A 16,864-nucleotide genomic window follows, 5' to 3' on the forward strand; every position below is an offset into this window, starting at 1 on the left:
ATTCAAACAAACGAATAATTGGACTTTAGTTTTTGAAAATGAGTATATAAAAACAATGCTCATAACTAAACCGCACTTTTCCCTTTTTCAATCGCTTTAGCCAAACCTGAAACATCTGAACCGCCTGCCGTTGCAAAGAACGGCTGTCCACCGCCTCCGCCTTTTACTTCTTTCGCCATTTCACGAATGATTTGCCCAGCGTTTAAGCCTTTATCAGCTACCAAATTATCGGCAATCATAACCGCCAACTGTGGTTTGCCTGCTACTTCTGCCCCTAAAACGCAATATAAATTATCAATTTTAGCTTTTAACTCATAAGCCAATTGCTTTAAAGCATCAGCATTTGGCACTGAAACTACTTCAGCAATTACATTTACTTCGCCAATTGCTTGTACTTTCGTTAGTAACGTTTCTTTGATGGCTTGTAATTTTTCAGATTCAAAAGCTTCAATTTTTTTACTTAAAATCGCTTTTTCTTCTAACAAAGCTTTTACGGCTTTTACTATGTCTGATTGACCTTTGAATAAACCTTTTAATTCGTTTACAATCGCCAATTGTTCTTCAAACATTGCCAAAGCATTTTCGCCAGTATAAGCTTCTACACGACGAACGCCAGCCGAAACCGAACTTTCTGCTACGAATTTAAACAAGCCGATTTGTCCTGTAGAAGGTACGTGCGTACCACCACAAAGTTCTACCGAAAAGTTCGGGTCGAAAGTGATTACACGGACAAAATCGCCGTATTTTTCTCCAAAAGTTGCCGTTGCTCCAGCCGCTACCGCTTCTTTGATTGGCACATTGCGTTTTTCGTCTAAAGCAATATTTTCTCTGATTTTTGCATTAACGATGTCTTCGATTTTGCCCAATTCCTCATCTGTTACTTTCGAGAAGTGCGAGAAGTCGAAACGAGTAAGGTCTTCGTTTTGAAAAGAACCTTTTTGCGAAATATGCGAGCCTAATACTTCACGCATCGCCGAAAGCATCAAGTGCGTAGCGGTGTGGTTTGACGTAATTTTACTTCTGCGTGCTGTATCAATTTTGGCTACTAAATTTTTGTTGGTAGCATATTGTTCAACAAATTTCTCGAAATTTTTATCGGTAGAAATATGAATAAACAAATCGTTTTCCTTTTTAGTATCTGAAATTTGGATAGATAAATCTCCCGAAACTAATACGCCAGAATCGCCAACTTGTCCACCCATTTCTGCGTAAAAAGGCGTTTTGTCTAAAACTATATGATACTCGCTTCCAGTTTTAGTTTTTACTTTACGGTATTTGATAAGGCTTGCTGACGCTTCCGTTTCGTCGTAACCTACAAATTCAAAGTCGAAATCTTCGTCAGAAATAATCGTCCAGTCGGTTGCTTCTTTGGTTGAATCTTTACGAGAACGGTCTTTTTGTGCTTGAAGGGCAATTTTATAGCCTTCTTCGTCGATTGACAAACCATTTTCACGGGCAATCAAAGCCGTTAAATCAGAAGGGAAACCGAAAGTATCGTTCAATTCAAAAACGATTTCTCCTGCAATTCTTCCGTTTTTCTCAGTTTCAGCAATGATTTTATCTAATCTTGTCAAACCTGTTTCCAAAGTACGCAAGAAAGAATTTTCTTCTTCTAAAATTACTCTTTCTACAAATTCTTGTTGAGCAACTAATTCAGGGAAAACGCCATCAAATTGTTCAGCCAACAATGGAATAATACTGTGCATAAATGGCTCACGGAAACCTAAATAAGTATAACCATAACGAACCGCACGACGCAAAATTCTGCGGATTACATAACCCGCTTTGTTGTTTGAAGGTAATTGTCCGTCAGCAATCGCAAAAGCAATCGCACGAATATGGTCAGCAATTACTCTTAAAGCGATGTCTTCCCATTTCCCCTCGCCATATTTTTTACCAGCTTTTTCAGCAACAAAATTGATTGTATTTGAGAAAACGTCTGTATCATAATTCGATTGTTTGCCTTGAATTGCCATACACAAACGTTCAAAACCCATGCCTGTATCAACGTGTTTGGCAGGCAATGAAACCAAAGAACCATCCGCCATACGTTCAAACTGCATGAATACGTTGTTCCAGATTTCAACCACTTGTGGGTGGTCGGCATTTACTAATTCTTTTCCAGAAATTCTGGCTACTTCATCTGCATCACGCAAGTCGATGTGGATTTCAGAACATGGCCCACATGGCCCAGTATCGCCCATTTCCCAGAAATTATCTTTTTTATTTCCAAGAATAATACGGTCTTCACCCACCATTGATGCCCAAATATCCCAAGCTTCTTGGTCAAAAGGAACGCTATCTTTTTCATCACCTTGAAACACAGAAACATAAATTCTATCTTTTGGTAATTTGAAAACCTCTGTCAATAATTCCCAAGACCATGCCAAGGCTTCTTTCTTGAAGTAATCGCCAAAAGACCAGTTTCCCAACATTTCAAACATGGTGTGGTGGTAAGTATCAAAACCTACGTCCTCAAGGTCGTTGTGTTTACCAGACACACGCAAACATTTTTGTGTATCGGCAATACGCTTTGACGGAGGCGTACCATTGCCCAAGAAAAAGTCTTTGAACTGAGCCATCCCTGAGTTATTGAACATCAAGGTCGGGTCGTTTTTTGCAACAAGAGGAGCTGAAGGAACAATTAAGTGACCTTTTGATTTGAAGAAATCTAAAAACTGTTGACGTATTTCTTTGGAAGTCATTATAAAATCGGAATTTGGAAAGTCGAAACACAATCGTTCGACAGCATTTTTTAAATTAACCGCAAAATTAGTGAATAGTCTTGGAGAATGTTAGTAAAACAATAGAAAATGAAATGAGATAGAAAAAAAGGTGATTTAAATTGATTGAATTAATAAATCCGTAGTACGAGTTTCCAACTCGTCCCAATAATTATGTATATTTTTACGAGTTGGAAACTCGTACTACTTTTCGATTTCAAATCTATCGCTCAAAATCATTTCTCAATGAAAACTTACGCCAAAAGATTTTATATTTTTCGTAATCCTGAAGTTCAACAAGAAATCGCTTCGTTGAATCCTATCACCGACCATCAGCGAATGGTATATTTGATGACTGCTTACGATTTCCCTTTTGACATGGTTCGTGCTTTGGAATTGGCTTTGTTTCATACTTATGCCAGTCCAAGTATTTCGATACTTTTACAAAAAACTGGTGAATTTGTAAAAAGAGGACAAAAGCGTTATGACGATACTGGAATCTTGATTGCTCAATTTATGCAAGCTGGTTACGATAGTGAATTAGGTAAAAGAGCGATTGAACAAATGAATAAAATTCATGGAAATTATCGGATTGCGAATGAAGATTATTTACTGGTGCTTTCTACTTTCGTTTTTTATCCCATCAATTGGATGGAAATAAATGGCTGGCGAAAATTGAGCGAAGCTGAAAAATTAGCGTTGTTTATCTTTTTCAAAGAAGTAGCGCAAAGAATGAATTTAACCGATATTCCTGAGGATTTTGAAGCATTAAAATACTTTGCAGAACGTTACGAACAAAAGTATTTTCGTTATGCTGAAAGTAACAAAGTGATTGCTGATGCCACGATAAAAATCGTCGAAAATTGGTTTCCAAGTTTTTTGAGATTTGCTGTTAAACCAGTTTTTGTAGCTTTGATTACGGAAAAATTAAGAGAATCGTTTGGCTACAAAAAACCTTCAAAGCTGTTTTCTGAAATGTTACAGATGAGTTTTCAAATCAGAAAGTACTTTTTGAAATATATTACTTTCAAGAAATATCCAACAGAAATTAGCAATACTTATTATCGTACTTATCCAAAACACGAGTTTACGATAGAAACGCTTGGTCCAGCGTATTTGAATCAGACAAAGAGGAAATAATAGAATTATGTAAATCTATTGAAAACTAAGATGTCAAGTATTCTACAAAATTTCTATCTTTGTTGAGTTTAATTTAATCCTTATTTTATTTTTGGAAGATGGAAAGTGTTGCTTTGACCAAAAGGTATTATTCAATTTCAGAAGTTGCGCAGATGTTTGAGATGAACATCTCAAAACTTCGTTTTTGGGAAGAGCAGTTTCCTTCACTCAATCCAAAGAGAGACCGTTCAGGAGATAGGAAATATACTCAAGAAGACATTAATCATCTTACTGAAATTGTGGATTTAGTTGAAAATCAGGGTTATACTATTGAAGGAGCGAAGCGAGCATTAGAAGCTAAAAAACGCAAAAAACAAGAACATCAAGCGATTATTGATAGATTAACCGAAATTAAAAAGTTTATGCAAGAAATTCGGGAAGGACTTGATGATAAAACGGATGAAACATTACAGTCTGCTTAACGCTAATTTTGCTGTTATTTAAATATTATTCACTTACAATTCTACCTTATTTTATGTCTTCTACCGAAAACCTCCAATATCAAATTGCACTCACATTAATTCCCAAAATTGGGGATGTACTTATCCGCCAGCTTATCAGTTATTGTGGCGGGGCAGAACAAGTGTTTAAAACACCTGTTGCAAAACTGCTTAAAATTCCAAATATCGGAAAAACACTCGCTCAAAATCTCCAAGATAAATCTGTTCTCGAAAAAGCTTCCAAAATAATTGAAGAGGCTGAAAAGCAGCAAGTTGAATTGTTGTTTTATACCGATAAAAACTATCCAAATCGTTTAAAACAGCTTTATGATGCTCCAGTTTTGTTGTACTATAAAGGAAAAGCCGATTTGAATCATACCAAAACGGTAGCGATTGTTGGTACTCGTCAATCTACAGAATATGGTAAAAATGTCACTGACGAAATCATTGAAGATTTAAAGCCTTTTAATCCTTTGGTGATAAGTGGTTTGGCTTACGGCATTGATATTGTAGCACATAAAGCTTGTTTGAAAAATGCTGTTCCTACTTTAGGCGTGATGGCAAGTGGAATAGATTTAATTTATCCCTATCAGCATAAAAATGTTTCGATTCAGATGCAAGAAACAGGAGGAATCATTACTGAACAAACTTTTGAAACGCAACCCGATCCAAGATTTTTCCCACAGAGAAATAGAATTATTGCTGGCATGGCAGATGTAACGATTGTGGTAGAAGCTGCTGCAAAAGGCGGAGCCTTAATTACGGCAGAGTATGCTAATAACTACCACCGAGATGTTTTTGCCGTGCCTGGGCAGTTGGGGAAATCTTTTTCGGAAGGTTGTAATAAATTAATTAAGGAACGAAAAGCCGAAATTTATACCAGTATTCAGGATGTCGTAGAAACTTTAAATTGGGATTTGATTGGTCATGAGAAAAACCAAGTTGTCAAACAAATACTTGATTTAAGTACTTTTACCGAAGAAGAAAGTCAGATTATGGCTTTACTTCATAAAAATCAGGTGATGGAAATTGATGAAATCGCTTGGCAATCGCAAATTCATATCGCTAAATTATCGTCGCTGTTATTGAATCTGGAATTTCAAGGAGTATTAAAATCTTTACCGGGAAAGAAGTATGCGATTTCTGTACGGTAATCGGTTTTGAGGAAACAAAAAAACCAATCTAATTTTCGTTTAGATTGGTTTTTGTCTAATCTTTTACCTGAATTATACTTTCCATTCAGAAGGATTATGTCTCCACTCTTGTAAAGTAATTAATTGACTTTCAGAAACATAGTTTTTGGCAACAGCTTCTTTAATCAAAGTGTCGTAATTACTCAAAGTATAAACTTTTAGGTTTTTTTCTGCAAAATTTTTGTCAGCAATTTCAAAACCATACGTAAAAATAGAAACCATTCCTAAAACATTTGCACCAGCTTCACGCAAAGCATCAACTGCTTTTAAAGAACTTCCGCCTGTTGAAACTAAATCTTCAATTAAAACTACTTTTTGTCCAGCTTTAATTTTTCCTTCAATTTGGTTGCCCATTCCATGTTTTTTTGGTTCAGGACGAACATAACAGAAAGGGAGGTCTAACCAATCTGCTACCAATGCGCCTTGCGGGATTCCTGCTGTTGCTACACCAGCGATAATATCAACATCACTCCAATAAGCCTTCACAGCTGATGCAAGCCCATTTTTGATAGCAGTACGCACTTTAGGATACGAAAGCGTGATTCTATTATCACAGTAAATAGGTGAATTCCAGCCTGATGCCCATTTGAAAGGTTGGTCTGGACTAAGTCGAACAGCTTGAACTTCAAGTAACATAGAAGCGACTGTTTCTGCAAGAGTACGTTGTGCCATTTTTGGGTTTTTGTTAAATCTATGTGCAAAATTAAAAACTCTCAGTAATGTTTCGTAACAAAAGTTTAATTTTACGATGAAATATAAATTTTGATTTCAATTCACGAGCTAATCATTAAGGATCAATCCAACTAAAAATGATAATTTTCATTAACGAAAGACCAATTAAGGTCGTAGGGAAAAAGAAAGCCCAAGCACTTACTTCAACAGAATTTGATCACTTGATAGATGCTCAGTTAGAAGCCATAAAAGCCAATAGTTTGCAAGGTCATGTGTTGATTATTAATGTACTTTCTCCGACAATTTCTAGGTTATTCTCTCTCTTAAAAAACGAAGAGCTTCCTAATTTACAATCGATAACGCTCGTCTCAGAAAATAAAGATGCAACAGAAACGCAAATCAAATCTCAATACAAATTAGTAAGAGCCGCTGGTGGAGTAGTGAGAAATGAAGAAGGTAAAGTATTGATGATGTATCGCCTCAAAAAATGGGATTTACCCAAAGGTAAACTCGATAAAGGGGAATCATTTAAGGTAGCTGCCGTGCGTGAAGTAGAAGAAGAATGTAACGTAAAAGCTAGATTAGATGAAAAAATCTGTACCACATATCATACCTATACTTATAAAAATGAAGCCATTTTGAAACAAACAAAATGGTATTCGATGGAATTAGTTGACGACACTAAAATGAAACCTCAGTTTGAGGAAGATATTGAAAAATTAGAGTGGATGGATAGAAAACAAATCCATACAGCCATGATTAATTCATATTACTCGATTCGCTATGTATTGAAAAAATACTTTTACGAAGGCGAAGACAAATGAATTTAATCGAAAAAATCTGCATGAAAATTCAATAAAAATACTTCATGGGTTGCACGGGTGACAGCCGTGTAAAGCCATCTGATAAAATCTTCATTGATATTTTCGTCGGTCAAGTAACCTTGTTCTACAAAAACCGCATTCCATTGTCCACCTTGTGATTTATGGCAAGTAAGTGCATACGCAAATTTTACTTGCAAAGCATTCAAATAAGGGTCTTTTCTAATGTCTTCATTTCTGTGCTTTTTACTCGCTATATGTCCATAATCGGCTGATACAGAATCGTAAAGAGCTTTATTTTCATCTTTAGACATCGCAGGCGTATTCGTATAAAGCGTACTCAGCATTACTTTGGCTTCGATGTGTGGATGTTCTTCGTAGTCTAGCAAACGAAGCGTAAGCGTAGCAAACCTAAATCCGTGCATTTCTTCGATACCTCTAATTTTCATTACTTCTACAAAATCACCATTTGCTAAAAATCCCGCTGGAGAATCTTCACCTAGCCAATGATAATTGTTTCGGACAATCATCAGCAAATCACCAGTTGATAATTCATCTTCCATCGAAAAGATTTGCTGACGAATGTATCGGTTATACTGCACAGCAGTTTTGTTAGAGCGAGTAAGAATAATGGTGTTTTCTCTGCCAAATTTTCGGTAAGCGTAGTTCAGTCCGTCTTCCAACTTTTCGCCAGTCATTTTAAAGAAATCCTTAAAACCTTTGGTGTTAAAACTGATTTGAGGTTTTTCGTCTTTCAGAATATCTCTCAGATTCGTCGCATTAAACAAAATACCTGAATCCGCATCTTGACGCATTACTTCTGTCAATTCCTGTTCCATTATTCCCAAATGAAACTGGCTTTCCATATATCCTTTTTCCAAAGCGGGCGACATTAATTTACCCACAGGAGGTAATTGAGCGGTGTCGCCCACAAAAATCACTTTATTGAAATTATAGTCTAATTCAGGATGCGAGAAAATAAATTTCATTAAATCCGTCAATAATCCTGGCGTGCCAAATTCAGCATCATCAGAAATCATAGATGCTTCATCAATGATAAAAATCGTTTTGGTAGCGTAATTATTCTGTAATTGAAATTCTAAACTACCAGTATATTGATTAGCAACTTGTCTGTAAATCTTCTTATGAATAGTCAATGCTTTGGTTTTAGAGTAATTACTCATCACCTTGGCCGCACGACCAGTAGGAGCGAGGAGGATGGCTTTATAACCAAATTTTGGCAGTACCTTCATGATGGTACTCAAAACCGTAGTTTTACCAGTACCTGCATAACCTTTTAACAAAAAACAAAGTGGACCAAAATCATCCTGATTAGGAATAAACTTATCCATTTTCTGAAACAAGTCAATTTGCCCATTGGTAGGTTCAAAAGGAAACTTTTGGCGTAGTAGGAAGGATGGGGTTGGTTTTTCTGTTGACATTTATTTATAAAAGTATAGGAGTTCTTCAATAAAGTTTCGGTATTCGTAATCGTTAATATCAAACTCTTCCTCTTTTTTGAAGTTTCTGATAGCTATTAATCTCATTTTAACGATTGATTTATCGTTCAGCTTAAATACTTCAATCGTCTTTGCTGCTCGTTCAGTATATGCTTTTCCTTTAAGTTCATTCACCAAAATTTCTCCAGTACTTGTATCAAAGAAAAAGGAATCGTTTGGATGATAGTCTTCGGAATCTGGTCTTAAAATCAAATCGCTGTATTGTGCTAATTTTGATTTATTACATCCAGCACAAGACAAGTAAAGGTTTGTCCACTCGTAAGCTAATTCTTCATGTTTACTTACTGGCTTGAAGTGGTCTATTTGAAGGTCTATTTTAGCTCTTGCATCAAGAGGATATTTATCACAATACGAACAGTGTTCGTGAGTTAATGTTGAAAGAGCCTCTATTATTTCATCATGGTAATTAACTTTACTTTTTATCCATGAGTGTTTATATTTTTTATTTGCTTTTCGAGCTTCAATAAACTTTTCAGTCCACTCTTTGCCTTTTTCTTGTAATATTTGAGGTTCTGAAGTTGGGTGTCGATTTATTTTAAACATTGGAAATTTAGGCGATAACTTGTTTACGTATTCTGTTAATTTGATGTACTTGTGGAGCAATAACAGCCATGATTTCATCAGGACGATTTTGATTCTGGAAGAAAGTAATGATAGCATTCCATTCTTCTAAATTTTGTTCATTTCCTTTTAAAATCTCTTTAGTGATTTTTCTAAATCTATCTAATTTTGATTCAATTTCATTGCCAAAACGCTCTTTTATACCGAAAATCTCCTCTAAAATAGTATCATAACTTTCCGCATCTTCCGACAAAACAGGCTCGCCATCCAAAACCGCATAAGCTCCTACTTTTTTTAATTTGTGTACCCAAGCACCATCCACAGAACCTACTACAAAAGGCGAATGCGTAGAAATAAAAATCTGAGCATTTTTAAAGAGTTTTTGTACAACTGGTAAAATTTTACGCTGCCAAGCTGGATGAAGATGCACTTCTATTTCGTCTAAGAAAAGTACGAAGGTTTGATGTAGAGATATTTTTGACTTGTCACTCCAATCAATAGACTCTAATCTCATTAATAAATCTCCCATCCAAATAATCATTGACTTGATTCCATCAGGTAAAACCTCAAAGCTAAGTTCAACACCATCAATTTGTAGAGCTACATTAAGAAATGGTTTTGAAAGTAAAACAAACTCAATTGATAGGTTCGTTATTTCAGAAATTGCATTTTCAACTGCTGCAATGGAGCCGATATAAGATTGATATTCAAATTCATCTCCATTGGATTTAGCTACTAAAGCCCTTGTTTTTGTTGATAATATCCAATTAATAAAACTGTTAGAATGGGCTGTTTTAGTAAAATTTACAGCATCCTGAAGGGGTTTGAAATACTCATTTTCATTGGACTTATCATCCTTTGTATGAGCATTAATATATCTATTGTTTGAGTATGCAAAAAAAGCAAAATCTGTAAGATATGTTAAGTCATGTTCGTTTTGAAGTGCTTCAGGAGAAGTATAAAAACCATCGGTGTTAGTTTGCCTTCTAAAATAACTTCTTTCATCTTTCTTTTTTGTATAATTAATATGATAGCCAGAAATGTCGCCTTTACCTTTGGTTAGTATTCTACTAAAATAAAAATTTTCATTTGAATTATCTGCAATTCCTGTCATCAAATTTAAAATCGTACTCTTCCCAGTCCCATTTTCTCCAGTTAAAATATGGATTTCAGCTTTTTCAGGGTCAGTCTTTTTGGGAAAGTCCATTTTTAGATGCTCAAAAGCTCCTATTTTATTGATTTCTAAACTTTCTATCCGAAAATTTTCCATGATATTTTTCGCTTGATTTCTTAAAAATACTCAAAAAAATGATGTAAATGATTATTGAACTTAAATCAAGAACCTATTTTATAAAGTATAAAGATTGATTTGAGGGTGTTTTGTGTTTTATGACTGTAAAACGGTATTTCAATCAACACAAAAGTAATCAAAGCCCGTGATTGAAAGAAGAATGAATTTGAAAATCAAAAAACAAAAGTTTTCTAACAGTATTAAACAAAAAAAGAGTGATGATTTCCAAGTGCTTTTGCAGGGAAATTATCACTCTTAAAGATTGTGATTTGTGAATCTTAAAAAATCTTATAGCCTAGAGTCATTTGCCAAAGGTTTCCTTTTTGGCTGTAGTTAACACTTTTTGATAAATCAACCACTGAAGAAATCTCTGAAAGACTTCCTTCATAACGTAAATCAACAGACAATGAACCAAGGTCAATTCCAGCACCAGCTTGATAGCCATAAGAAGCATTTTTGAAGGAATCTCCAATGTTACTTGAATAGTTTTTTAAATCGTCACTAATGCTATTTGAGACTTTAAAAGATGCTACAGGCCCAGCGTTTATACGAAGAGGTCCAAGTTTATAACCAATCAGTAATGGCACATCAAGGCTTGTATAATCAATTTTTACTGTTTCATAATCAGTGGATGAACCACTTTTTAATAGATTCAAGCTTCCTCCTTTTGCCGAGAAAATTAATTCTGGCTGTACAAAAAACGTTTTTCCTATTCGGAAATATACACCACCAACATAACCAGTTTTGGTATCTAAGCTTTGTTTTAAATTCGCTCCAACCGACTGACTTTCAAAATCAGTTTTTAATTGAGAGAAGTTTACACCACCTTTGATACCGAATGAAATTTGTGCAAAAACACTACCTGTTTTTACAAAAATTAACAGGGCAACGAGTAAAATAATTTTTTTGTGCATAGTAGTAAAATTTATTTTATTAGCAAGATAACAGTATATCACCGACCTGAAGTATTTTGTTACCCGTTTTTTTTAGCATAATTTAGTAAACGGTATGTATTTCAAGGCTGAGCTTGATAATCAACAAGTAATTATAGGTATAATCCTAATGTGGATTTTAAAGAAATAAACAAAAGCTTCTTATCATTTGATAATGAGCTTGTTAAATTATAATATGGCAAAAACTAAAACTTCATTTTTCTGTCAAAATTGTGGAAATCAGGCACCTAAATGGCTAGGAAGATGTCCTTCATGTGGTGAATGGAACACTTTTGTAGAAGAGGTTGTACAGAAAGATGAACCTCAAAAAGGTTCTTGGAAAGTAAGTACTTCATTGAAAGTAGCAGCCAAGCCACGAGCGATTCAAGAAATTAATTTTCAGGAACAAGCAAGAATCTTGACCAAAGATGGAGAATTAAATCGTGTGTTGGGTGGAGGAATTGTTTTGGGTTCGTTGGTACTCATCGGTGGCGAACCGGGTATTGGTAAGTCAACACTAATGTTACAAATCGCTTTGATGCTGGATTCGCACCGAGTATTGTATGTTTCTGGGGAAGAATCAGAGCATCAAATCAAAATGCGAGCGGAACGTTTGGAAAACAAAAGTGACAATTGTTTTATCCTGACAGAAACCCAAACCCAAAATATCTTCAAACAAGTAGAGAATTTTGAACCTGATATTTTAATCATTGATTCAATCCAAACACTACAATCTTCATTTATTGAAGCGGGAGCAGGAAGTGTTTCGCAAGTAAAAGAATGTGCGGCTGAGTTGATGAAATTTGCCAAAGAATCGGGTACGCCAGTTTTTATTATCGGACATATTACCAAAGACGGTTCGCTGGCTGGTCCAAAGGTATTGGAACACATGGTGGACACTGTTTTGCAATTTGAAGGCGACCGACATTTGGCGTATAGAATTCTACGAACCACCAAAAACCGCTTTGGAAGTACTTCTGAATTAGGAATTTATGAAATGTTGAACTCTGGTTTGAGGGAAGTATCAAATCCTTCCGAAATTTTGATTTCACAAAGAGATGAAGACTTTTCGGGAATTACCATTGGAGCGATGTTAGAAGGAAATCGACCTTTATTAATTGAAACACAATCTTTGGTGTCCATTGCAACTTATGGTACTCCACAAAGAAGTTCAACGGGTTTTGATGCCAAACGTTTGAATATGTTGTTGGCGGTGTTGGAAAAAAGAGGTGGTTTCAGATTGGGCAATCAGGATGTTTTCTTGAACATTGCGGGCGGTTTAAAAGTAGAAGACCCAGCGATTGATTTAGCCGTTTGTGCATCCATTGTGTCTTCTTATGAAGATATTTCTATTCCGAGTACGATTTGTTTTGCGGCAGAAGTAGGTTTGGGTGGAGAAATAAGAGCAGTAAATCGTATTGAAAATCGTATTTCAGAAGCCGAGAAATTAGGCTTTAAAGAAATTTGGATTTCAAAATTCAATGCCAAAGGTTTGGATGTAAATAATTATAAAATCAAAGTAAGAATGGCATCAAGGTTGGATGAAGTATTTATGCAGGTTTTGAGAAAGTGATGCTTTTCTTCAAATCTTTTCCCAATTCATAAATTCTTTAAATCGCTCTGTGTATTTTTGTGAAACATTTAAATTTTAATAACAAACTCAATTTTCAAGCCTAATTGTTCAACGAAAATTTTTGAACGGTTGATTTGAAACATCAATAATCACATGGCAAGACCTTCTCAGAATCCTAACGATACTTCAAAAGCCACCAAAAAACCTAACGAAACTCCCCTTGCCAAACAGTATAACCAAATTAAAGCTCGTTATCCGGGTGCTTTGTTGCTGTTTAGAGTAGGCGATTTCTACGAAACTTTTGGGGAAGATGCTGTTCGTGCTGCTAAGATTTTGGGAATTACGCTTACTCGTAGAAATAACGGTACTGCCGATGACCATTTAGCGGGTTTTCCGCATCATTCTTTGGATACTTATTTGCCAAGATTGGTTCGTGCTGGCGAACGTGTAGCAATATGCGACCAACTCGAAGACCCTGCCACTGCCAAAGGAATAGTAAAAAGAGGAGTAACAGAATTGGTTACTCCGGGCGTTTCCTACAACGATAATGTACTCGATACCAAGCAAAATAATTACTTAGCTTCTATTAGTTTTTCGTCTTTTTCTACAGAAATTATTGGCATTGCTTTCTTAGATATTTCAACGGGGGAATTTCTTTGTTCACAAGGGAATGCGGCTTATATCGAAAAATTATTACAGAGCTTTTCGCCTTCAGAAGTACTTTTTTGCAAGAAAAATCGACAAGAATTTACGGCTTTGTTTGGTGATAAATTCAATACTTTCGGAATTGACGACTGGGCTTTTACTCGTGATTTTACTTATCCGTTACTTACTAATCATTTCAAAACCAATTCTTTAAAAGGTTTCGGTATCGAGTCTTTGGCGGAAGGGATTATTGCTGCTGGCGTGATTTTACATTATTTAGCTGAAACTGAACATAAAGAAGTAAGTCATATTTCAAGAATCAACCGTTTGGAAGAAGAGAAATATGTGTGGTTGGATAGATTCACGATTCGTAATCTGGAATTAGTCGCACCACAACAAGAAGGTGGTATTTCTTTGATTCAAATTCTTGACCAAACTACCACTCCGATGGGTGCAAGATTACTCCGTAAATGGTTGGTTTTGCCTTTGAAAGAAAAAGCTTTGATTCAAGAACGCTTGGAAACTGTTTCTTTTTTCAAGGAAAATACTGAGTTGCGTGAGGCTATCGAACAGCAACTCAAACCCATTGGTGATTTAGAACGTCTGATTTCAAAAGTTGCCGTTCGCAGAATTAATCCTCGTGAATTGGCGACTTTGAAAAGAGCTTTGTCACGCATTGAACCGATTCGTGAATTATTACTCAACTCGGTTCATTCAGAAAACAAAACGGCAACGGCACAAGTAGCTAATGTAAAAATGCTGAGAAAATATGCCGACCAACTGAATCCGTGTCAGTTTTTATTAGATAAAATAGAAAGTGAATTGCGTGACGAATCTTTACCAATTGTGACCAACCAAGGCGGCATGATTAAAGCTGGCGTGGATGATGAATTGGACAGACTTTTAGGCATTGCTCATACCGGAAAAGACTTTTTATTGCAATTACAAAACCGTGAAATCGAACGCACGGGCATTACTTCCCTCAAAGTTTCTTTCAATAAAGTATTTGGTTATTATTTAGAAGTAACCAATGCTCACAAAGATAAAGTACCCAACGACTGGATTCGTAAACAAACTTTGGTGAATGCAGAACGCTATATTACACCAGAATTGAAAGAGTATGAAGAAACAATTCTGGGTGCAGAAGATAAAATTGCAGTGATTGAATTTAGAATTTTCAATGAATTGGTCAATGTAGCGAACGATTATGTACATCAAATTCAGCAGAACGCTAAAATAATTGCAGTATTGGATGTGTTGACCAACTTTGCTAAAATTGCTGAGAAAAATAATTATGCCAAACCGCAAGTTTCTGACGGTAAAGAACTTGAAATTAAAGATGGTCGCCATCCCGTAATTGAACAACAATTACCTTTGGGCGAAATTTATGTGCCGAATGATTTGTATTTGGATGATGCTACTCAACAAATTATTATCATTACTGGGCCAAACATGGCGGGTAAATCTGCTTTGCTAAGACAAACAGCCTTGATTGTGTTAATGGCACAAATTGGTTGTTTTGTACCAGCGAGCGAAGCCAAAATTGGGATTGTCGATAAAGTATTTACAAGAGTAGGAGCGAGTGATAACCTTTCAAAAGGGGAATCTACTTTTATGGTAGAAATGACCGAAACGGCAAGTATTTTGAATAATCTTTCAGACAGAAGTTTAGTTTTGATGGATGAAATTGGTCGTGGAACAAGTACTTATGATGGCGTTTCGATTGCGTGGGCAATTGCGGAACATTTGCATAATCATTCAAATTATCGTCCCAAAACCCTTTTTGCTACGCATTATCATGAACTGAATGAATTAGCGAATGATTTTCCACGCATCAAAAATTTCAATGTTTCAGTTAAAGAAATCAACGGCAAAGTAATTTTTATGCGTAAATTGAAAGAAGGCGGTTCTGAGCATAGTTTTGGGATTCATGTGGCACAATTAGCAGGTATTCCGCAGCCAGTGGTGTATCGTGCCAGCGAAATTTTGGTAGAATTAGAGAAAAACCGCTCAAAAGAACAACATCGCCAAACGATTCGTGAAATGCCAAAACAGAATTTTCAAATGAGTATTTTCGGTGGAGAAAGTAATCCGAAATTTGAAAAAATACAAAACCTATTAAAACATCTCGACATCAACACCATGTCGCCCATTGAAGCTTTATTGAAATTGAATGAAGTGAAGAAAGTGCTTGAATAGTAACTCTTTATAGAATCAATAAGCATTTTTGGAGGACAAACACCCTTTCTCTTTTTACCGCAAGATTCCATCTCTGAGATAGGTTTTTGCATCTTTTTACCGCAAGATTCTATCTCAGAGATAGGTTTGATATTTTCAGAAAATCAGGCTTGTTAGTAATTTACTTCCATTAAAAACAAACCTTGCGGAGGAGCCGCACCGCCAGCTTTTTGACGATTTTTTGATTGAATAATCTTTTCAAAATCTTCTATACTAATTTTTCCCATGCCTACTTCAATCAGCGTTCCGACGATTGCTCTTACCATTCCTCTCAAAAATCTATTTGATTTAATGTGGAATACCAAAACGTCATTTTCTCTTTCTTCCCATCTTGCTTCCATAATGGTACAATTAAAAGTGAATACTTGTGAATGTAATTTGCTGAAACTCTCAAAATCAATGTATTGAAAGAAGTATTTGCAGGCTTCGTTCATTGCTGTTATATTCAGAATAGGCGTAAATTCATAGCATAAATCTTTTAGGAAAGGGTTCTTTTTTCTTGAAATATGATACTCATACTTTCTTGAAGTTGCCTCAAAACGAGAATGGTAATCGTCGGCAACAGCGAAAATATTCAAGATAGCAATATCAAAAGGCAACATTTTGTTCATGCGATAAACGATATTCTCAGGATTAGGAATGGCTTCTTCCAAATCAAAATGTGCTGTTTGATGTTTTGCATGAACTCCCGTGTCTGTTCTACTACTTCCTACAATTTCAATAGGTTTTCTTAGTAAAATAGACAGTACTTTTTCTATTTCCCCCTGAATAGTCCGTGCATTATCTTGTGCTTGCCAACCGCAGTAATTTGTGCCTTTATATGAACATTCTATAAAATATCGCATTTCAATTTTTTTACTAAATAAAAGATGGTTATGAAAGAAAAATGAATTATTCCTAATTTAAAAATCACAAAAAAACGGTCAAAAAACTAATTTAGACCGCTTTTATGTGATTGAGGAACAACGAATTCCTACTGTCTGAGCGAAGCGAGTTTAGGAATTCTTGATTTTCTTTTGTTACTTTTCTTTCATCAAGGTGCTGTGTTAAAAACCTATGATTTAAGATTAAATATT

Annotated in this window: 13 protein-coding genes; 6 read left to right on the forward strand and 7 right to left on the reverse strand. The window is 35.5% G+C overall.

Annotation, left to right across the window (positions count from 1 at the left end):
* Positions 1-65 precede the first annotated feature (65 nt).
* Complete coding sequence (gene alaS / locus HNP25_RS08385) at positions 66-2,705, reverse strand: alanine--tRNA ligase (RefSeq protein WP_184133220.1); 2,640 nt, start codon at positions 2,703-2,705, stop codon at positions 66-68.
* A 264-nt stretch (positions 2,706-2,969) separates the two neighbouring features.
* Here alaS and HNP25_RS08390 point away from each other — a divergent pair, with 264 nt between their 5' ends.
* The 3 genes from HNP25_RS08390 (at position 2,970) to dprA (ending at position 5,496) form a co-directional block, all read left to right on the forward strand.
* Positions 2,970-3,863, forward strand: coding sequence for an oxygenase MpaB family protein (locus HNP25_RS08390; protein ID WP_184133223.1), 894 nt, complete (start codon positions 2,970-2,972; stop codon positions 3,861-3,863).
* A gap of 98 nt (positions 3,864-3,961) precedes the next feature.
* Positions 3,962-4,324: a MerR family transcriptional regulator gene (locus tag HNP25_RS08395; protein WP_184133226.1), complete on the forward strand. Its 363-nt coding sequence runs from the start codon at positions 3,962-3,964 to the stop codon at positions 4,322-4,324.
* A 53-nt stretch (positions 4,325-4,377) separates the two neighbouring features.
* Entirely contained in the window at positions 4,378-5,496 is a 1,119-nt protein-coding gene (dprA, locus tag HNP25_RS08400) for a DNA-processing protein DprA (protein WP_184133229.1), read from the forward strand.
* A 72-nt stretch (positions 5,497-5,568) separates the two neighbouring features.
* On the opposite strand, the gene pyrE is transcribed toward dprA, so the two are convergent.
* On the reverse strand, positions 5,569-6,207 hold the full coding sequence (gene pyrE, locus HNP25_RS08405) for an orotate phosphoribosyltransferase (RefSeq protein ID WP_184133232.1): 639 nt from the start codon (positions 6,205-6,207) through the stop codon (positions 5,569-5,571).
* A gap of 137 nt (positions 6,208-6,344) precedes the next feature.
* Between pyrE and HNP25_RS08410 the strand changes: the two genes are divergently transcribed.
* Positions 6,345-7,031 carry an NUDIX hydrolase gene (locus HNP25_RS08410; protein ID WP_184133234.1) on the forward strand — a complete coding sequence of 229 codons (687 nt, stop codon included), beginning with the start codon at positions 6,345-6,347 and terminating at the stop codon, positions 7,029-7,031.
* 2 nt (positions 7,032-7,033) lie between these two features.
* On the opposite strand, the gene HNP25_RS08415 is transcribed toward HNP25_RS08410, so the two are convergent.
* The 4 genes from HNP25_RS08415 to HNP25_RS08430 form a co-directional block, all read right to left on the reverse strand.
* Entirely contained in the window at positions 7,034-8,470 is a 1,437-nt protein-coding gene (locus tag HNP25_RS08415) for an ATP-dependent DNA helicase (RefSeq protein WP_184133237.1), read from the reverse strand.
* Positions 8,471-9,091 carry a retron system putative HNH endonuclease gene (locus HNP25_RS08420; RefSeq protein WP_184133239.1) on the reverse strand — a complete coding sequence of 207 codons (621 nt, stop codon included), beginning with the start codon at positions 9,089-9,091 and terminating at the stop codon, positions 8,471-8,473. It lies immediately after the preceding gene.
* Between the two features lie 7 nt (positions 9,092-9,098).
* A complete protein-coding gene (locus HNP25_RS08425) occupies positions 9,099-10,379 on the reverse strand; it encodes an AAA family ATPase (RefSeq protein ID WP_184133242.1) in 1,281 nt (426 codons plus the stop codon).
* Between the two features lie 299 nt (positions 10,380-10,678).
* The gene (locus HNP25_RS08430) at positions 10,679-11,314 is read right to left on the reverse strand and encodes a porin family protein (RefSeq protein ID WP_184133244.1); all 636 of its coding nucleotides are present in this window, start codon (positions 11,312-11,314) and stop codon (positions 10,679-10,681) included.
* A 214-nt stretch (positions 11,315-11,528) separates the two neighbouring features.
* On the opposite strand from HNP25_RS08430, the gene radA reads away from it, so the two are divergent.
* Positions 11,529-12,905 (forward strand): DNA repair protein RadA, encoded by a 1,377-nt coding sequence (radA, locus tag HNP25_RS08435; protein WP_184133247.1) that lies wholly within the window; start codon positions 11,529-11,531, stop codon positions 12,903-12,905.
* A 153-nt stretch (positions 12,906-13,058) separates the two neighbouring features.
* A complete protein-coding gene (gene mutS / locus HNP25_RS08440) occupies positions 13,059-15,749 on the forward strand; it encodes a DNA mismatch repair protein MutS (protein ID WP_184133250.1) in 2,691 nt (896 codons plus the stop codon).
* Positions 15,750-15,901: 152 nt separating this feature from the next.
* Here mutS and truA read toward each other — a convergent pair whose 3' ends face one another.
* Positions 15,902-16,633: a tRNA pseudouridine(38-40) synthase TruA gene (gene truA / locus HNP25_RS08445; protein WP_184133252.1), complete on the reverse strand. Its 732-nt coding sequence runs from the start codon at positions 16,631-16,633 to the stop codon at positions 15,902-15,904.
* Between the last annotated feature and the right edge of the window lie 231 nt (positions 16,634-16,864).

The sequence above is a fragment of the Arcicella rosea genome (assembly GCF_014204325.1).
In the GTDB taxonomy this organism is placed as follows: domain Bacteria; phylum Bacteroidota; class Bacteroidia; order Cytophagales; family Spirosomataceae; genus Arcicella; species Arcicella rosea_A.